The organism is Actinomadura keratinilytica (genome assembly GCF_039539665.1).
Taxonomy (GTDB): Bacteria; Actinomycetota; Actinomycetes; order Streptosporangiales; family Streptosporangiaceae; genus Spirillospora; species Spirillospora keratinilytica.
This window is the reverse complement of sequence record NZ_BAABDO010000145.1, coordinates 1-14,881: the sequence shown is the minus strand read 5'-3', so window position 1 is coordinate 14,881 and position 14,881 is coordinate 1. Positions and strand designations below refer to the sequence as shown.

General features: G+C 74.6%; 13 protein-coding genes and 3 tRNA genes. 7 read left to right on the top strand and 9 right to left on the bottom strand.

Going from position 1 to position 14,881, the window contains the following annotated elements; all coding sequences use genetic code 11:
* Positions 1-1,476: 1,476 nt before the first annotated feature.
* Positions 1,477-2,589: a ParB/RepB/Spo0J family partition protein gene (locus tag ABD879_RS29140; RefSeq protein ID WP_345024900.1), complete on the top strand. Its 1,113-nt coding sequence runs from the start codon at positions 1,477-1,479 to the stop codon at positions 2,587-2,589.
* A gap of 276 nt (positions 2,590-2,865) precedes the next feature.
* Here ABD879_RS29140 and ABD879_RS29135 read toward each other — a convergent pair.
* The 5 genes from ABD879_RS29135 to ABD879_RS29115 form a co-directional block, all read right to left on the bottom strand.
* Positions 2,866-2,940, bottom strand: a tRNA-Val gene (locus ABD879_RS29135).
* A gap of 30 nt (positions 2,941-2,970) precedes the next feature.
* Positions 2,971-3,041, bottom strand: a tRNA-Cys gene (locus tag ABD879_RS29130).
* 36 nt (positions 3,042-3,077) lie between these two features.
* A tRNA-Gly gene (locus ABD879_RS29125) sits at positions 3,078-3,150 on the bottom strand.
* Positions 3,151-3,191: 41 nt separating this feature from the next.
* A complete protein-coding gene (locus ABD879_RS29120) occupies positions 3,192-4,157 on the bottom strand; it encodes a CHAP domain-containing protein (protein ID WP_345024898.1) in 966 nt (321 codons plus the stop codon).
* 194 nt (positions 4,158-4,351) lie between these two features.
* Positions 4,352-5,155, bottom strand: a complete 804-nt coding sequence (locus ABD879_RS29115) for a universal stress protein (RefSeq protein ID WP_345024896.1) — start codon at positions 5,153-5,155, stop codon at positions 4,352-4,354.
* 162 nt (positions 5,156-5,317) lie between these two features.
* Between ABD879_RS29115 and ABD879_RS29110 the strand changes: the two genes are divergently transcribed.
* From ABD879_RS29110 to ABD879_RS29100, 3 genes are all read left to right on the top strand, one after another.
* Complete coding sequence (locus ABD879_RS29110; RefSeq protein WP_345024895.1) at positions 5,318-5,893, top strand: YceI family protein; 576 nt, start codon at positions 5,318-5,320, stop codon at positions 5,891-5,893.
* A gap of 317 nt (positions 5,894-6,210) precedes the next feature.
* The gene (locus ABD879_RS29105) at positions 6,211-7,314 is read left to right on the top strand and encodes an LLM class flavin-dependent oxidoreductase (protein WP_345024894.1); all 1,104 of its coding nucleotides are present in this window, start codon (positions 6,211-6,213) and stop codon (positions 7,312-7,314) included.
* Positions 7,311-7,970, top strand: coding sequence for a CE1759 family FMN reductase (locus ABD879_RS29100; RefSeq protein ID WP_345024893.1), 660 nt, complete (start codon positions 7,311-7,313; stop codon positions 7,968-7,970). Before ABD879_RS29105 ends, ABD879_RS29100 begins: the two co-directional genes overlap by 4 nt.
* A gap of 43 nt (positions 7,971-8,013) precedes the next feature.
* On the opposite strand, the gene ABD879_RS29095 is transcribed toward ABD879_RS29100, so the two are convergent.
* On the bottom strand, positions 8,014-8,517 hold the full coding sequence (locus ABD879_RS29095) for a hypothetical protein (protein WP_345024892.1): 504 nt from the start codon (positions 8,515-8,517) through the stop codon (positions 8,014-8,016).
* 346 nt (positions 8,518-8,863) lie between these two features.
* Positions 8,864-9,040, bottom strand: coding sequence for a hypothetical protein (locus ABD879_RS29090; protein ID WP_345024891.1), 177 nt, complete (start codon positions 9,038-9,040; stop codon positions 8,864-8,866).
* Between the two features lie 237 nt (positions 9,041-9,277).
* Here ABD879_RS29090 and ABD879_RS29085 point away from each other — a divergent pair, with 237 nt between their 5' ends.
* The 3 genes from ABD879_RS29085 (at position 9,278) to ABD879_RS29075 (ending at position 13,209) form a co-directional block, all read left to right on the top strand.
* Positions 9,278-10,045, top strand: a complete 768-nt coding sequence (locus ABD879_RS29085; RefSeq protein WP_345024889.1) for a bestrophin-like domain — start codon at positions 9,278-9,280, stop codon at positions 10,043-10,045.
* A gap of 2 nt (positions 10,046-10,047) precedes the next feature.
* Positions 10,048-10,746, top strand: coding sequence for a hypothetical protein (locus tag ABD879_RS29080; protein ID WP_345024887.1), 699 nt, complete (start codon positions 10,048-10,050; stop codon positions 10,744-10,746).
* Between the two features lie 984 nt (positions 10,747-11,730).
* The gene (locus ABD879_RS29075; protein WP_345024886.1) at positions 11,731-13,209 is read left to right on the top strand and encodes a beta-N-acetylhexosaminidase; all 1,479 of its coding nucleotides are present in this window, start codon (positions 11,731-11,733) and stop codon (positions 13,207-13,209) included.
* Between the two features lie 30 nt (positions 13,210-13,239).
* Here ABD879_RS29075 and ABD879_RS29070 read toward each other — a convergent pair whose 3' ends face one another.
* Positions 13,240-14,187, bottom strand: a complete 948-nt coding sequence (locus ABD879_RS29070; RefSeq protein ID WP_345024885.1) for an anti-sigma factor RsbA family regulatory protein — start codon at positions 14,185-14,187, stop codon at positions 13,240-13,242.
* Between the two features lie 330 nt (positions 14,188-14,517).
* Entirely contained in the window at positions 14,518-14,727 is a 210-nt protein-coding gene (locus ABD879_RS29065; protein ID WP_345024884.1) for an HGxxPAAW family protein, read from the bottom strand.
* Positions 14,728-14,881: the final 154 nt, after the last annotated feature.

The following is a 14,881-nucleotide window of genomic DNA, read 5'->3' as shown; positions in this document are numbered from 1 at the left end:
TGAGTGATGTTGTCTTCCTAAGACCGCTTGGCCTCCGACTTTCCTGCGGCTTCCCGGGGCTGGCGCCGGCCGGCCGCGGCGGCGCCGAGGACGGCTCGGACGACCGCCCGCCGCCGAGGGCCGGCTGCGCCCGCCGCGCGGCCGCGCTGGCCCGCGCGGTGCTCGGCGGCGCCCCGGACGAGGAGGTGGCGGTCCGCGCGGAACGCATCCTGCAGAGCGCCCGCCTCCCGGACGGCGAGCTGATGGCGATCATCACGGCGCTGGTGTCGCTGGCGCTGGCCGACCGGCTGGACCGGGCGGCCTTCTGGTGCGGCACGCTGGCCCGCACCGCCGCCGGCCACGGGGTGGCGATCTGGCAGGCGCTGATCACGGCGGTCGGCGCGTTCGTCGACATGAGGCGCGGCCGGCCGGCCGAGGCGCAGGAGCGGGCCGCCGCCGCGCTCGCCCTCGTCCCGCCCGAGGGGTGGGGCGTCGCCGTCGCGCTGCCGCTGGCCGTGCTGCTCTACACCGGCGGCGTGTCGGGACGCCCCGGCCAGGCCGCGCGGTACCTGGCCGTGCGGGTGCCGGACGCGGCGTTCGACACCGTCGCCGGACTGCTCTACGTGTGGGCCCGCGGGCACCATCACGCCGCCGCCGGCCGCCCCTACGCCGCGCTCGACGACTTCCACGCCGTCGGCGACCTCATGGCCCGGTGGGGGGTCGACCTGCCCGCGCTGGTGCCCTGGCGCACCGACGCCGCCCGCGTCCACCTGTCGCTGGGGAACCGGCGGCGCGCCCGCGACCTCGCCCAGGAGCAGCTGGCCCGGGTCGGCCCCGCGCCCACCGGGACGCGCGGCGTCACCCTGCGCGTGCTGGCCGCGGCGCTGTCCCCCCGGTACCGCCTCGGCCCGCTGGAGGAGGCGGTGATGATCCTGGAGGAGCGCGGAGACCGCCTCGAGTACGCCCGCGCCCTGGAGGACCTCGGCCGGGCCCGCCGCGATCTCGGCGACGAGTCCGCCGGGCGCGGCCTGTCCCGCCGGGCCCGGCGGCTGATGCACGAGATCGGGGGCGCCGCCGCCGACGGGGCCGCGGGCGCGCCGGCCGGCGCCATGCCCGTCCCGCGGGACGGGGCGCGCAACCCCGCGGGCCTCAGCGACGCCGAGCTGCGGGTCGCGGCGCTGGCCGCCCGCGGGCACACCAACCGCCAGATCGCCGCCCGGCTCTACATCACCACCAGCACGGTGGAGCAGCACCTGACCAGGGTCTACCGCAAACTCGACGTGCGCCGCCGCTCCGAACTGCCGGCCCGGCTGGACTCGGCCGCGGGCGTCCCCTAGCCGGAAAGCGGCGGATAGGGGGACGGCATCGCCGGCCGCCGGACCGGCGATAGGGGGGGTTTAGGGGTCCTCGCCCGGAGATCCCGGTGTTAGCTTCCGGTATTCAGATAGGTCATTTGTTGCTTCTTGTACAAATCTGCCCGGGGGATAGGGGATTTTCATGGTGAATGCAATTCGGTTGTCTCTCGCCGCGCCGCAAGGCGGCTCCCGCAATTCTTCGCAGACGTGGAATTCGAGCCGGTGGGACACCGTCCGGCAGACGGTCGAGACGGTCGCGGTGGACGCGCTGGCGATGGACGACTCGCCGCGGTGCTCCGGAGTGGTCCCCGAGCATGTGGCGGCGCTGGCCGAGACACCGCATCCGCTGCCGCCCATCATCGTGCACCGGGCGACGATGCGGGTGATCGACGGCAGGCACCGGCTGCTGGCCGCGCGGATGCGCGGCCGGCCCACGATCGACGTCCGGTTCTACGAGGGCGACGAGGCCCACGCGTTCGCGCTGGCCGTCAAGTCGAACATCGCGCACGGACTGCCGCTGACGGCGGCGGACCGCAAACGCGCGGCCGCCCGTGTCATCGCCTCGCATCCCCAGTGGTCGGACCGGCTGATCGCGTCCGTCACCGGGCTCGCGCCCGCCACCGTCGCCGACATCCGCCGCCGGAGCGCGGCGGGCTCGGCGGAGCGGATCCGGATCGGCCGGGACGGGCGGATCCGGCCGGTCGACGCGACCGAGGGGCGGCGGCGGGCCGGCGAGCTCATCCTCGCCGACCCGAGCCTGTCGCTGCGGCAGATCGCCCGGGCGGCGGGCATCTCGCCGGAGACGGCGCGCGACGTCCGCAACCGGCTGCGGCGCGGCGAGGACCCGCTGCCCTCCCGGCGCCGCCGCAAGCGCACCGCCCCCGCCCGGCCCGACGCCCCGAAACCCGAGCCGGTCGGCGCCGTGGGGGTGAAACCGGCCGGTGCGGGGGGCGCGAGGCCGGCCGGGGCCGCCGGGCCGGGGGCGCGGATCGACCACCTCCCGGTGCGGGACCGCCTCATGGCGGTCGAGCGCCTCAGGGCGGATCCGGCGCTGCGGTTCAACGAGGCCGGGCGGGCGCTGCTGCGGCTGCTCGCGGTGCACACGATCAGCGCCGAGCAGTGGGACAGGATCGTCCAAGAGGTTCCGGCGCACTGCGCGGAGGGGGTGGCCCGGGCGGCCGACGAGTGCGCCCGCGCGTGGGCGGAGTTCGCCGACCGGCTGGAAGGCGCCGTGGCCCGAGACCGGTCGGCCTGAACCGGCGGCCGACAGGCCGTTGGGCCCGGTGCTCGCCGAGCACCGGGCCCAACGGCATTCCCGGGGCGCCGGCGGAGCCGCGCTCGCGGACAGGGGCGGAGGGAGTCGATCAGGGCGTCGACGGCGGCGAGCGCGGCGGCCGATCGCGCCCTGCCGGAACCGGGAGAGACCGTCATGCGCTGACGGGGAGCGGACGAGCCGATGAGGGGGAGGGGGAACGTCACCGCCCAGTGCTCGTCGGTGACGGGAGACAGGCCCGGGGCCTGCGGCCAGGCATGGTGGGCGATACTGGGATTGAACCAGTGACCTCTACCGTGTCAAGGTAGCGCTCTCCCACTGAGCTAATCGCCCGAGCCCGCGCCTACCTCGACACGGGGGTTGAGGTGGAGACGGGATTCGAACCCGTGTACACGGCTTTGCAGGCCGTTGCCTCGCCTCTCGGCCACTCCACCGGGGAGTTCAGCCCAGCCGCATACAGGGCCTCTCAGAGCGGACGACGGGATTCGAACCCGCGACCCTCACCTTGGCAAGGTGATGCTCTACCAACTGAGCCACGTCCGCCTGCCTTTCCGGGGGGCTTCCCCCGGGGCGCAGTGATTACTTTAGCGGAAACTCCGAGTGCTTGCGTACTCGTCGCCGCGGGACAGCTCCGCGTGCAGGGCGCTCCAGAAGGAGAGCTCCTCGTCCTCGCGCAGGTGGGCGATGCGGCCCCAGAACTCGCGGTCCTCGGCCTCCTGGGCGGCGGCCGCCGACAGCGCCGGCATCACGGTGGTGCCGGCGTCGGCGGCGTCCAGGTCGGCGGGGGTGAGGTCGGGCGGGAGGGCGACCGGGGCGGCCGGGCGGTGGTGCTTGCCGCGCTTGCGGAACCGCACGGGGGGCGACGAGGGCGCCTTGGCGGCCGCGGCGCGTCCGGCGGCCAGGGCCAGGGTGCCGCACAGCACGAAGGCCAGGACGCCGCCGAGCACCGTGTCCTGGGCCGGGAGGTGGTGGTCGGGAGAGGACGGCTCCTGCTTGCGCGTCTCCGCGCCGGCCGTGGCCGGGGCGCCGTTGAGCTCCTCGACGGACGGCGGGGGAGCGGCGTGCTTAGGGGTGTACTTCTTCTCGATCTTCACCTTGCCGGGGAGGCCGAAGCCGACGACGGCGTCCATGCCGCGGACCTTGCGGGTGAGCTTGTAGCCGTCGGCGTTGGCCTCGATGGTGTGGAGGGTCTGGCCGTCCACCTTCTCCACCAGGCCGACGTGGTCGATCTGGTCGATGTCCTTGGAGCCGCTCCAGTCGAAGAACACCAGGGCGCCCGGCTCGGGCTCGGTGGTCCAGGCGCCGTGCTCGCGGAACCACTCGGCGTGCTTGACGGTGGCGGCGAACCGCCCCGCCTGCTCGGCGACGCCGGCCTTGTCCGCCGCCCAGGCCAGGAACATGTCGCACCAGGGTGCGGTCTTGAAGTAGGCGTCGCCGTCCTCGACGTTCTCGGCGTACCAGTCGCCGTACTTGGTGTAGCCGTCGCCCTTCTCGGTGTATCCGAGCTCGTCCCTGGCGATCTCGAGCAGCTTCTTGCCGATGGGGTCCATGACGCTCCCTGTGCCGCCGGTCCGGCCGGCTGACGGGCCGGAACGCACGCCCCCGACCCGGTCGACATCCAACACCGGGCTTCAAGGTCACGTGTTGGTCTCGATGGAATGTAGCGAAGGTAAAGAGGAATGGACAAGCGGCGGCGGGGAAACGGGTTATCCGGACCAAGCGCCCCCGACCGGGCGGAATCGGATCAGGTGTAGCCCCTCGGGAGCACCGCCACGGGGCACGGCGCGGCGCGCAGCACCTTCAGCGCGTTCTCGCCGAGGAAGACGCGGTGCGCCGCCGCGTCCTCGCTGCTGGCGCAGACCAGCAGCTCGGCGTCGCTCCAGCCGGCGTCGTGCAGGGCGTCGGCGATGTCGTCCCCCTCGCCCAGCTCGGCCTCGACCGCCTCGGCGGCCAGGCCGGAGGAGTCGCGCGCCAGCCGGATCGCCAGGGCCAGGTCGTCGCGGAGCCGTTCGGCGTCGTCGCCGTCGACGGCGAGGGTGAGCAGCCGCAGCGGGATGCCGAGGGCGGCGGCGGCCTGGGCGGCCCGGACGACCGCCTCGTCGCACTGGGGGCGGCGGACGTAGGCGACGGTGATGCGCTCGAGTTCCCCGCGGCGCTCGTATCCGGCGGGGGCCAGCATCACCGCCTCCGTGGCCGAGTGCAGCAGGTGGTCGGCGGTGCTGCCGACCGCGATGCGGCCGTGCGCGCCCCCGGCGGGGGACCCGACGACGATGAGGTCGGCGCCGGCCCTGCTGGCCAGGACCGACAGCCCGCGTGCCACGCCCCGGCTCTCGTGGGCGGCGAACTCGGCGGGCTGGTCGTCCAGCAGCGCCGCGGCCTGTTCCAGGAGCGCGAGGGCCTCGCCGGCGGCGGCGGGGCGGCCGGGCGGGTGGACGGCGGCCACGGTGAGCCGTCCGCCGGTGCGCGCCACGACCCCGCGGGCCAGCTGCAGGGCCTCGCGGCCGCCGGCGTCCGGGGTGAACCCGGCCAGCACGTGTTCGCCGATCACCCCGGGGTCATTCCCCCGTGCGGCCGCCGGTCACCGAGGCGGCGGTTCCTCCCCGCCGCCGGGGCGCTGAGCAGGGCGTTCGCGGGGCCGGGCGCGGGCGAGTTCCCGGCGCTTGCGGTACATTCACGTGCTCCGACTGCTTTGTCGCATTTAGGGGGATTTGTGGTTCAAGCGACGGAAGCGCCGGACCTGGTCGCCGGGAGGTGGGCCATCGATCCGGCGCACTCGGAGGTGACCTTCGCGGTCCGCCACCTCATGACCACCGTCCGCGGCAGCTTCGCCGAGTTCAGCGGCGAGATCCTGGTCGCCGAGGACCCGCTCGCCTCGACCGCCGTCGCCGAGATCGCGCTGGCGTCCGTGGACACCCGCAACGCCGAGCGGGACGCGCACGTGCGGTCGGCCGACATCCTGGACGTCGAGACCTATCCGTCCATGACGTTCGTCAGCACCCGCGCCGAGCGGGCGCAGGTCGGACGGCGGGCGCGCCTCCCGCGCTACCACGTCGACGGCGACCTGACCATCAGGGGCGTCACGCGGCCGGTGCGGCTGCTCACCGAGTACCACGGCATGTCGAGCGACCCGTGGGGCGGCACCCGCGCCGGGTTCACCGCCACCACCTCCATCAGCCGCAGCGACTTCGGCATCGAGTTCAACATCCCGCTGCAGGGCGACAAGGTCGTCCTCGGCGACTCCATCGCCGTCGGGCTGGAGATCCAGGCCGTGCTCGCCGACGCCTGACCCGCCCCGGCCCGCGGGCGGCGCGCGTCATGTCCGGCCCTGGAGCGGCCGGCGTGCGCCCCGTCCGGCTGCGTGCGATGCGACTACCGCTGCCGGGGCGGCGGGCCGGGTGGACGGCCGCCGTCCGGCGCGCCCACCCGGCCACCCCCTTCCAGCGTGGCGGCGACCTCCCCGGTCGGTCATGCCGCTCGTCCACTGGTACGCGCCCGGGGCGCTCGCCGGTTCAGCGGCCTGCCGGCCGCCTTGGGATCATGAAGAGGGCGCGCCGTGCGCGCGGTAGGATAGTTGAAAGTTCTATAAGTCTGAGAGGCCGGGGCATGCAGTTCGGGATCTTCAGCGTCGGCGACGTCACGCCCGACCCCACCAACGGCCGGACGCCGACCGAGCGCGAGCGGATCAAGGCGATGGTGACGATCGCCTTGAAGGCCGAGGAGGTCGGCCTGGACGTGTTCGCCACCGGCGAGCACCACAACCCGCCGTTCGTCCCGTCGTCCCCGACCACGATGCTCGGGTACATCGCCGCGCGCACGGAGCGGCTGATCCTGTCGACCGCCACCACGCTGATCACCACCAACGACCCGGTGAAGATCGCCGAGGACTACGCGATGCTCCAGCACCTGGCCGACGGCCGCGTCGACCTGATGCTGGGCCGCGGCAACACCGCGCCCGTGTACCCGTGGTTCGGCAAGGACATCCGCGACGGCATCTCGCTGGCGATCGAGAACTACCACCTGCTGCACCGGCTGTGGCGCGAGGACGTGGTGGACTGGCAGGGGCGCCACCGCACGCCGCTGCAGGGCTTCACCTCCACCCCGCGCCCGCTGGACGGGGTTCCGCCGTTCGTCTGGCACGGCTCCATCCGCAGCCCGGAGATCGCCGAGCAGGCCGCCTACTACGGCGACGGCTTCTTCGCCAACAACATCTTCTGGCCCAAAGAGCACTTCCAGCGGCTGATCGGCCTGTACCGGCGGCGCTACGAGCACTACGGGCACGGCAGCGCCGACCAGGCGATCGTCGGCCTGGGCGGCCAGGTGTTCATGCGCAAGAACTCCCAGGACGCCGTCCGCGAGTTCCGGCCCTACTTCGACAACGCCCCGGTGTACGGGCACGGGCCGTCGCTGGAGGAGTTCATGGCCCAGACGCCGCTCACCGTCGGCAGCCCGCAGCAGGTGATCGACCGGACCCTGGAGTTCCGCGAGCACTTCGGCGACTACCAGCGGCAGCTGTTCCTGATGGACCACGCGGGCCTGCCGCTCAAGACCGTCCTGGAGCAGCTGGACATCCTGGGGGAGGAGGTCGTCCCGGTGCTGCGCAAGGAGTTCGCCGCGCTGCGTCCCGCGCACGTCCCCGAGGCGCCCACGCACGCGTCCCTCGTCGCCGCGGCCCGCGCGAAGGCCGGCGAGGCGGAGGCCGCGCGATGACGGCGCAGCCGGCCGCCGGGCGGACCATCGCGGTGGTCTCGGCCGGGCTGGGGCAGCCGTCGTCGACACGGCTGCTGGCGGACCGGCTCGCCGCCGCCGCGACCGCCGCCCTGCGCGACCTCGGCGCCGACACCGAGGTCGTCACGGTGGAACTGCGCGACCACGCGCGCCAGATGGTGGACGCCACGCTCACCGGCTTCACGGCCGGCGCGCTGCGCGACGCCGTGGAGACGGTGACCGGCGCCGACGGCCTGGTCGCGGTCACGCCCGTCTTCAACGCCTCCTTCAGCGGCCTGTTCAAGATGTTCTTCGACCTGCTGGAGCGCGGATCGCTGGAGGGCGTGCCGGTGCTGATCGGCGCCACCGGCGGCACGGCGCGCCACTCGCTGGTGCTGGAGCACGCCGTCCGGCCGATGTTCGCCTACATGCGGGCCGTGGCCGCGCCGACCGCCGTCTACGCCGCCTCGGAGGACTGGGGGTCCGCGGGGGCCGGCGGCGCCGACGGGCTGACCGAGCGCGTCGCCCGGGCCGGGGGCGAACTGGCGTCGCTGGTCGCCGCCCGTCCGCCGGCGCGGGACCGCCGGGGCGCCGGGGACGCCGACCCGTACGAGGACCCGGTCCCGTTCGAGCGGCTGCTGGCCTCCGGCGGGCAGTGAACGCCCGTCCGTATAACGCCCCTCCCTATGCGGCGGGCGGGGATCAGGAGCCGGGACGGTACGGCACGATCCCGGCCGCGAGCGTCCCCTCGGCGGCGGCCCCGCGCAGCCGCTCCTCGAAGTCGTTCCGGCCGCCCGCGACGCCGATCGTTCCGGCGAGCACCATGACGTAGCCCAGGACCGCGGCCCGCTCGGCCCACCCCGGCGGCGTGCGGACGTTCTCGGCGCGGCAGAACGGCCGCCCGGGAGGGTCGAGCGGGGACCGGACGGTGAACGTGCCGTCGCGGTCGAGCGTCGCGCTCCACCCGGGGGCCAGCGGCACGTGCAGGTCGGGTGCGTCCGTGGCGAGGCCGAGACCGCCCCGCAGACACGCGGCCACCAGCGCGCCCGTCGGCTCCCGGCCGTGCGATCCGGGAGCGGGCGTGCGGTCGGGGTCGTCCAGCAGCGCCAGCGGCACCGCCCCGTTCGGCGTGGGCAGCGCGCTCAGCAGCACGTCCAGCCGGAACCCCTCGGCGCCCCGGTCCCTCTCGCCGGGCGTTTCGTTCATCCCTTGCGCCCCCGTTTCGCGCGGCACGGAACACGCGACCGAGTCGGGAGGCAGCCGGGCCCGGGGCGGTGCAAGGGGAGTGGCTTTCCCTTGGGGCCCGGCGGCCTCGGTCCCTCTCGTCAGGGATCGCTACGGGGCCGCGGCCGGGGGCGAGAGGCCGAAACCCCTGGGTGAGGAGAGGGACTATGACCATAACTCCGCAGGTCAGCGGCGTGAAGTGACCTGCTCCTTACAGTTGTTCCCTACTGTTGTCAGGATTCAGACGTGACTAATCGCCGTTTGCGGAACGGGTCCGCCGGGGGTGGACCGCCGGCGTGCCCATGAGCTCGCGGGCCGGCGGCACGGATCACTCGAAGTCGTCCGGGCTGAACTCCTCCGGACGCTGCCCGCGCGGCTCGCCGGGGGAGCCCGCCATCTGCCTGGGCTCCGGCGCGTCGGCCGGCGTCGTCGTCTGCTTCTCCGCGGCGGTCGCCTCCGCGGTGGCGGTGGCCCCGGCCGCCCGGGTGTCCTCGCGTCCCCTCATGATCCGCTCCTGATCCCCCGCTTGTTCCGGACGCTCCGGTGTACCCGTTCGGGGGCGGTCCATTCGCGCCGGTCGTCGCCCCTCCCCAGCCCTCCTGTAACTCAAGGCACATAAATTCCTTTCCGTCCCGCCAGTCATTGACCGCGCTCCGGCATCTCACCTTCCCCCTACCGACGGTGATAGGAGTTTCACGCAAGGTCATGAATCGGTTCGGGGGGTACACGGTGGGAGACGGGGATGCTCTTCTATTTCGCGGCCGGGATCTGCGCGATCGGCGTGGTGGTGATCGCGGCACTGCTGTTCCGGCGGCTTGACCGGGTCACCGACGACGCCCAGCCCGACGGCCCCACCGGCGGGCACACCGGGGCGATGCTGTCGGCGCTGTTCCTGCTGGCCTTCGCCATCGCCATCGTCGTGCCGTGGACCACCAGCGACGCCGCCCGCGCCAACACCTACACCGAGAGCCAGGCGATCGCCGAGGCCTACTGGGCCGCCACCCGGCTGCCCGCCTCGGAGGCCGCGCGCGTGCAGGCCGGGCTGCGTGAATACGTCGACCTGGTGCGGGGCCGCGAGTGGCGGATGATGGCCGACGGGCGGCTCAGCCCGGAGGGCTGGCGGCGCCTGGAGTCCCTGCGGCGCGAGGTCATGGCGCTGCCCGCCGCCGACGACCGGGCCGCGGACGACCGCGACGCCGTCACCGACCGGCTCGAGGAGATCACCGCCGCGCGCCGCCAGCGCGCCATGGACGCCAAGGCCGCCCCGCCGCCCGGCCTGCTGGTCACCACGGTGGGCACCGGCATCGCCGTCGTGCTGTTCCCGTTCCTGGCCGGCGCCCGCCCGCGCGGCATGACCATCGTGCCGCTGGCGCTGATGGCGGCGATGCTCGGCCTGGGCGTCTACCTGACGATCGACATCCAGCACGCCTTCACCGGCGGTCTGGCGGTGGGCCCCGACGCCTTCACCGAGCTGCTGCCCGAACTGGACCGCATCTCGGGAGGCAGCTGACCGTGCGCGCCGCCGCGCTGCTGCTGGCCGGAGCCCTGGCGGCCCTGACGTGCACCGCCGACGCCCGCCCGGCCCGCACCGACGAACGCGCCGCCGTCCCGGCACGTCACCATGGCCGCTGGGCCCCGGCCCAGACCGCCGAGGCCGTGGTCACCCTCCCCGTGGCGGCGCGGGTCCGGCATCCGCATCCGCCGCACGACCCGCCCGGCCTGGGCGTCTGCCTTCAGCTCGGCGGCCTGACCGTGCAGGCCGGCATCGGCACCTGGCCGTGCCCTCCGCCCGCCGAGCCTCCGCAACCGCCCAAGCCGCCGAAACCCGAGCCGCCGGAGCCGCCCGAACCCCCCGAACCACCGCCGCCGAAGCCCTCACCCACCCGGCGGCCGCCGCCGCGGTCGACGGCGGCACCCCCGCCGCCGACGGCACCCACACCGACGGCGACACCGACGCCGGTCCCCAGGCCGCCGCGCGCATCACCGCCGGCCGCCCGACCGACGCCGTCTGCGACACCGCGGGCGGCCCGCCCCGCGTCCGAGCCGCCCGCCGCAACCCGGCGCCCGTCGCCGCCCCCGCCGCCGGCAGCTCACCGGCCCGTCCGCCGCGCCGAGCGGCCGCAGCGCAAACAACCGCTGCCCACCCTGGTGATCGTCGCGGTCCTGGCGGCCGCGATCGCCTCAGGCGCGGCCTTCGCCTTCGCCCGCTGACGGCCCGCCACGGCTGCCGGTCCGCTGTGGCGGGCCGGTCGGCCCGCGTCGGGGCCGGGCTGCTCGTTGCGGTCGAGCGTCCGGTGCCGGCGCCGCCCTCGGTGGCCTGCCGGCCCCTCCGCCATGCGGAGCCGCTGCACTGCGTCCGCCGCTGACGAGGCTGGTGGTCGTCGTGGTTTCTGGCGGCTGCGCTCGTTTCGGCTCTTGCTTTCCTGCGTTCGCTGACCGTCCGCCAAGGCTGCCTGGTCCGCCGGGGCTGGTCGGTCTGTTGCGGTGGGGCGGTTGCTCCGCGCTGCGGTTGAGCTGCCCGTCACGGCCAGTGCACGGTGCCGGCGTCGGCCTCGGCTGTCGGCGGGTTTCTCCGCGCCGAGCCGCCGCAGCATGAGCGGCCGCTGCCGACACTGGCGGTCGTCGCAGCTTCGGCGGCTGCAGTCGGTGTGAGTACTGCCTGCGTTCCCGTCCGCTGACCGGTCCCGCACCGCTGGCCGGTCCGCTGGGGGTGGCCGGTCGCAGTTGCAGGTCCGGCCCCCGCATTGCGACCGGGCGTCCGATGCCGGCGCCGACCGCGGGGGCCTGCCTGTATCCCCGCCGCGCCGAGTCGCCGCAGCGTGAGCGGCTGCGTTGATGCTGGTTGTCGTCGCGAGGGCTGGCGGCTGTGGTCGCTTCGGACGGCAGGCGTCTGGCCGGTCTGCCGCGGGTGGCTGGTTGGCCACCGCCCGTTGGTTCGTGACGGTGCGGCGGTGCCTCGTGAGGTCGGCATCGGACCCTGCGTCAGGTGCTGGAGGGGTGGATGCGTGCCGCTGTGCGTGGGGCCGTTTGGCGTCGGGGCTTGTCGTCTGGTGAATGAGGACGGGCCTGCTTTGCCCAGCGGGGGCCAGTGGGTGTGGCGTGCGCTTCATGTCCGCGGGGTGGCGCGGGGAAGGGTGGGGCATTCATGCTCTGGTGGTGGACGTTCATCTCGTTCCCCTTCCACGTCGGCTGCGGATGACCGGTGAGACGGGGCCCTTCGGCGGTGAGCCGCGGGTGGCCGTCGATCCGGCGCTGCCGTCCGAGGGATACCGGCTGACGGTCGGGCCGGACGGAGCGACGATCACGGGTGGCGACGAGGCGGGGGTCTTCTGGGGGCGGCAGACCCTGCGTCAGCTGCTGGGCCCGGACGCGTACCGCCGTGCGCCGATCCGCCCGGCGCCGCGCACCCTGCCGTATCCGACGATCGAGGACGAGCCGCGCTTCGCCTGGCGCGGTCTGCTGCTGGACGTGGCGCGCCACTTCATGCCCAAGGACGGCGTCCTGCGCTACCTCGACCTGATGGCCGCCCACAAGCTGAACGTGCTTCACCTGCACCTGACCGACGACCAGGGCTGGCGCGTGGAGATCAGAAGCCGGCCCAGGCTCACCGAGGTGGGGGCCTGGCGGCGGCGCACCAGGCTGGGCCGGGGCGACCCGCCGGTGTGGGACGAACGGCCGCACGGCGGCTTCTGCACCCAGGACGACCTGCGCGAGATCGTCGCCTACGCCGCCGCGCGGCACATCACCGTCGTCCCGGAGATCGAGATGCCCGGCCACTCGCAGGCCGCCATCGCCGCCTACCCCGAACTGGGCAACACCGACGTCGTCGACACCGCGCGCCTGGAGGTGGCGACCGGCTGGGGCGTCAGCCCCCACGTCCTCGCGCCCGCCGACCAGGTCCCGCGCTTCTACGAGGACGTCCTGACCGAGGTGCTGGAGATCTTCCCGAGCCGGTTCGTGCACATCGGCGGCGACGAGCGCCCCAAGGACCAGTGGCGGGCGTCGGCGACCGCGCAGGCCCGCATCCGCGCCGAGGGCCTGCGGGACAAGGCGGAGCTGCAGTCGTGGTTCATCCGCCACTTCGACCGCTGGCTCGCCGAACGGGGGCGGCGCCTCATCGGCTGGGACGAGGTCCTGGAGGGCGGCCTGGCCGAGGGGGCGGCCGTGGCATCCTGGCAGGGGTACGCGGGCGGCGTCATGGCGGCCCGGGCCGGCCGCGACGTGGTGATGTGCCCGATGCAGGAGGTCTACCTGGACCACTGGCAGGCCGGCGGGGACGACGAGCCGGTGCCGTTCGGCTGGGTCCGCACGCTGCGGGACGTGTACCGCTTCGAGCCCGGGCCGCCCGAGCTGGCCGGCACCGAGCACGCCGCCCGGATCATCGGCGCCCAGGCCGACATGTGGACCGAGGCCGCCGACTCCCAGCAGCGCGTCGACTACCGGCTCTTCCCGCGTCTGGCCGCGTTCGCCGAGGTGGCCTGGTCGGACCTGCCCGCCCCGGACGAGCGCGACTTCGAAAACTTCCGGCGCCGCATGGACGCCGCCCACTACGCGCGCCTGGACGCCATGGGCGTCGCCTACCGGCCGCTGTCCGGTCCGCTGCCGGGGCGGCGCCGCCCCGGCATCCCGGGGCTTCCGTTCGCGGGCCCGCCCCGCGAGAGGAGTCACCCGTAGCCGGGAGCGCCGGAGCCCGCAGGGCCCGGGTCACAGGCGCATGTAGACGCGGATGGCGGTGCCTTCGGGGGTGGTGTGGAGGCGGACCAGGTCGGCGAGGTGGTTGACCATCAGCAGGCCGCGGCCGCCGTCGGTGCTCAGGCCCGCGGGCAGCCGGCCCGCCAGAGGGTCGGTGAACCGGCCGTCGTCGCGCACCTCTCCGACCACGTGGCCGTCCTCCGGCCAGATGCGCAGGACGCCCTTGCCGCCGGCGTGGACGATCGAGTTGGCGCCCAGTTCGTTGATCGCCAGTTCCAGGTCGCCCGCGCGGCGGTCGTCGAGGCCCAGTGCGGCGCCGCGGGTGTAGGCGAACTCCCGCAGGCGCGGCAGGGAGCCGATGTCGTAGCGGAACTCCTCCGGCGCGGTGCCGGGCGGCGGGGCGGGCAGCGGACGGTTGTACCGTTCCAAGGCGGTGCGGGGGGCGTAGTGGGGGCTGCGGCGCTCCCCGTCCCGGTCGATCACCGTCGGGTGGGTGGCGCACGCGTCGGCGATGACCCGCGCGTCCAGGGCCGAGACGTCGTACGGGCACAGGACGGCGGCCCGCCGGTTCGCGAACGCCAGGTTGATCAGCGCCTCGTGCTGGACGCAGGCCGGGTACTCGACGGGCGTGCGGCCCGCCCAGACGGGCTCGCCGATGATGCGGACGCGGGCGGTGCGGTGCCGGTCGGCGAACGCGCACAGCACGCCCGGGATGATCCGGCCCGGGTTGCGGCCCGCGACGGCCATGTCGATCCACTCCACCTCGGCCGCGGCGGCGCCCAGGCAGGCGCGTACGGCGTCCAGCCGCGGTCCGGGCACGGCGACGGCCACGGGCTCGCCGGCCTCCAGCCCGGCGCGGACGAACGGCACCGTACCCCGCAGGCACTCGCCGTCGTCGCGGTAGAACAGAGCCGGGTGCCCGAAGGGGCCGCCCGGCTCGGTATCGGACCGGTCGATCATCGGCCCGTCACCTCGAGAACGGAAAAGTAACGAAACATTGCTCAGAGGTTACGCATCGGTGGAGATGGCGGGTGATGCGGCATCAACCAGCCGCTCTCCTCGGCGGACCTCACCGGGACGGCTACCCTTCCGGCGCCGATGAAAACGGGATCCGCCGCCGTGCCGCACGGCCGGCGGTGTGGACCTCGCCCTCCGCCCGCCGGACCGGGAGCGCGCCCGGACGGGGCGGACAACGCGACCGCCCCCGCCCTGCCCGCGAGGCGGGAGGACGGGGGCGGCGCACGTGCCGCGCGGCCGGGGCCGGTCGGCGCAGTCCCGTACGGCGGCCGGTCAGCGGCTGCCGTCGTCGACGACCACGTCGCTCATGATGTCCACGGCGAAGGCGATGATGCCGCCGAGCACCACGATGCCCGCGCCGACGAAGAACACGGGCCAGTTCGGCCCCATGGCGAGCGCGACCCCGCCGACGATGAAACCGATGAAGATCACCGCCACCGCGGCCCACGACTTGGGCCGTCCGGCGTGGCTCCCACCCGACATGAGTCTCTTCTCTCTCAGACCTTCGATCAGGGACGTACTACGACGCTGAACACTAGCAACGCCACGCCCGGGCCGCGCTTCGGGGTGCCTGAGCGCGGCGGGGCGCGGCGGCCCCGCGCTGTTCGGCGGCGCCACGGGCGCGGCGGCCGGGCAG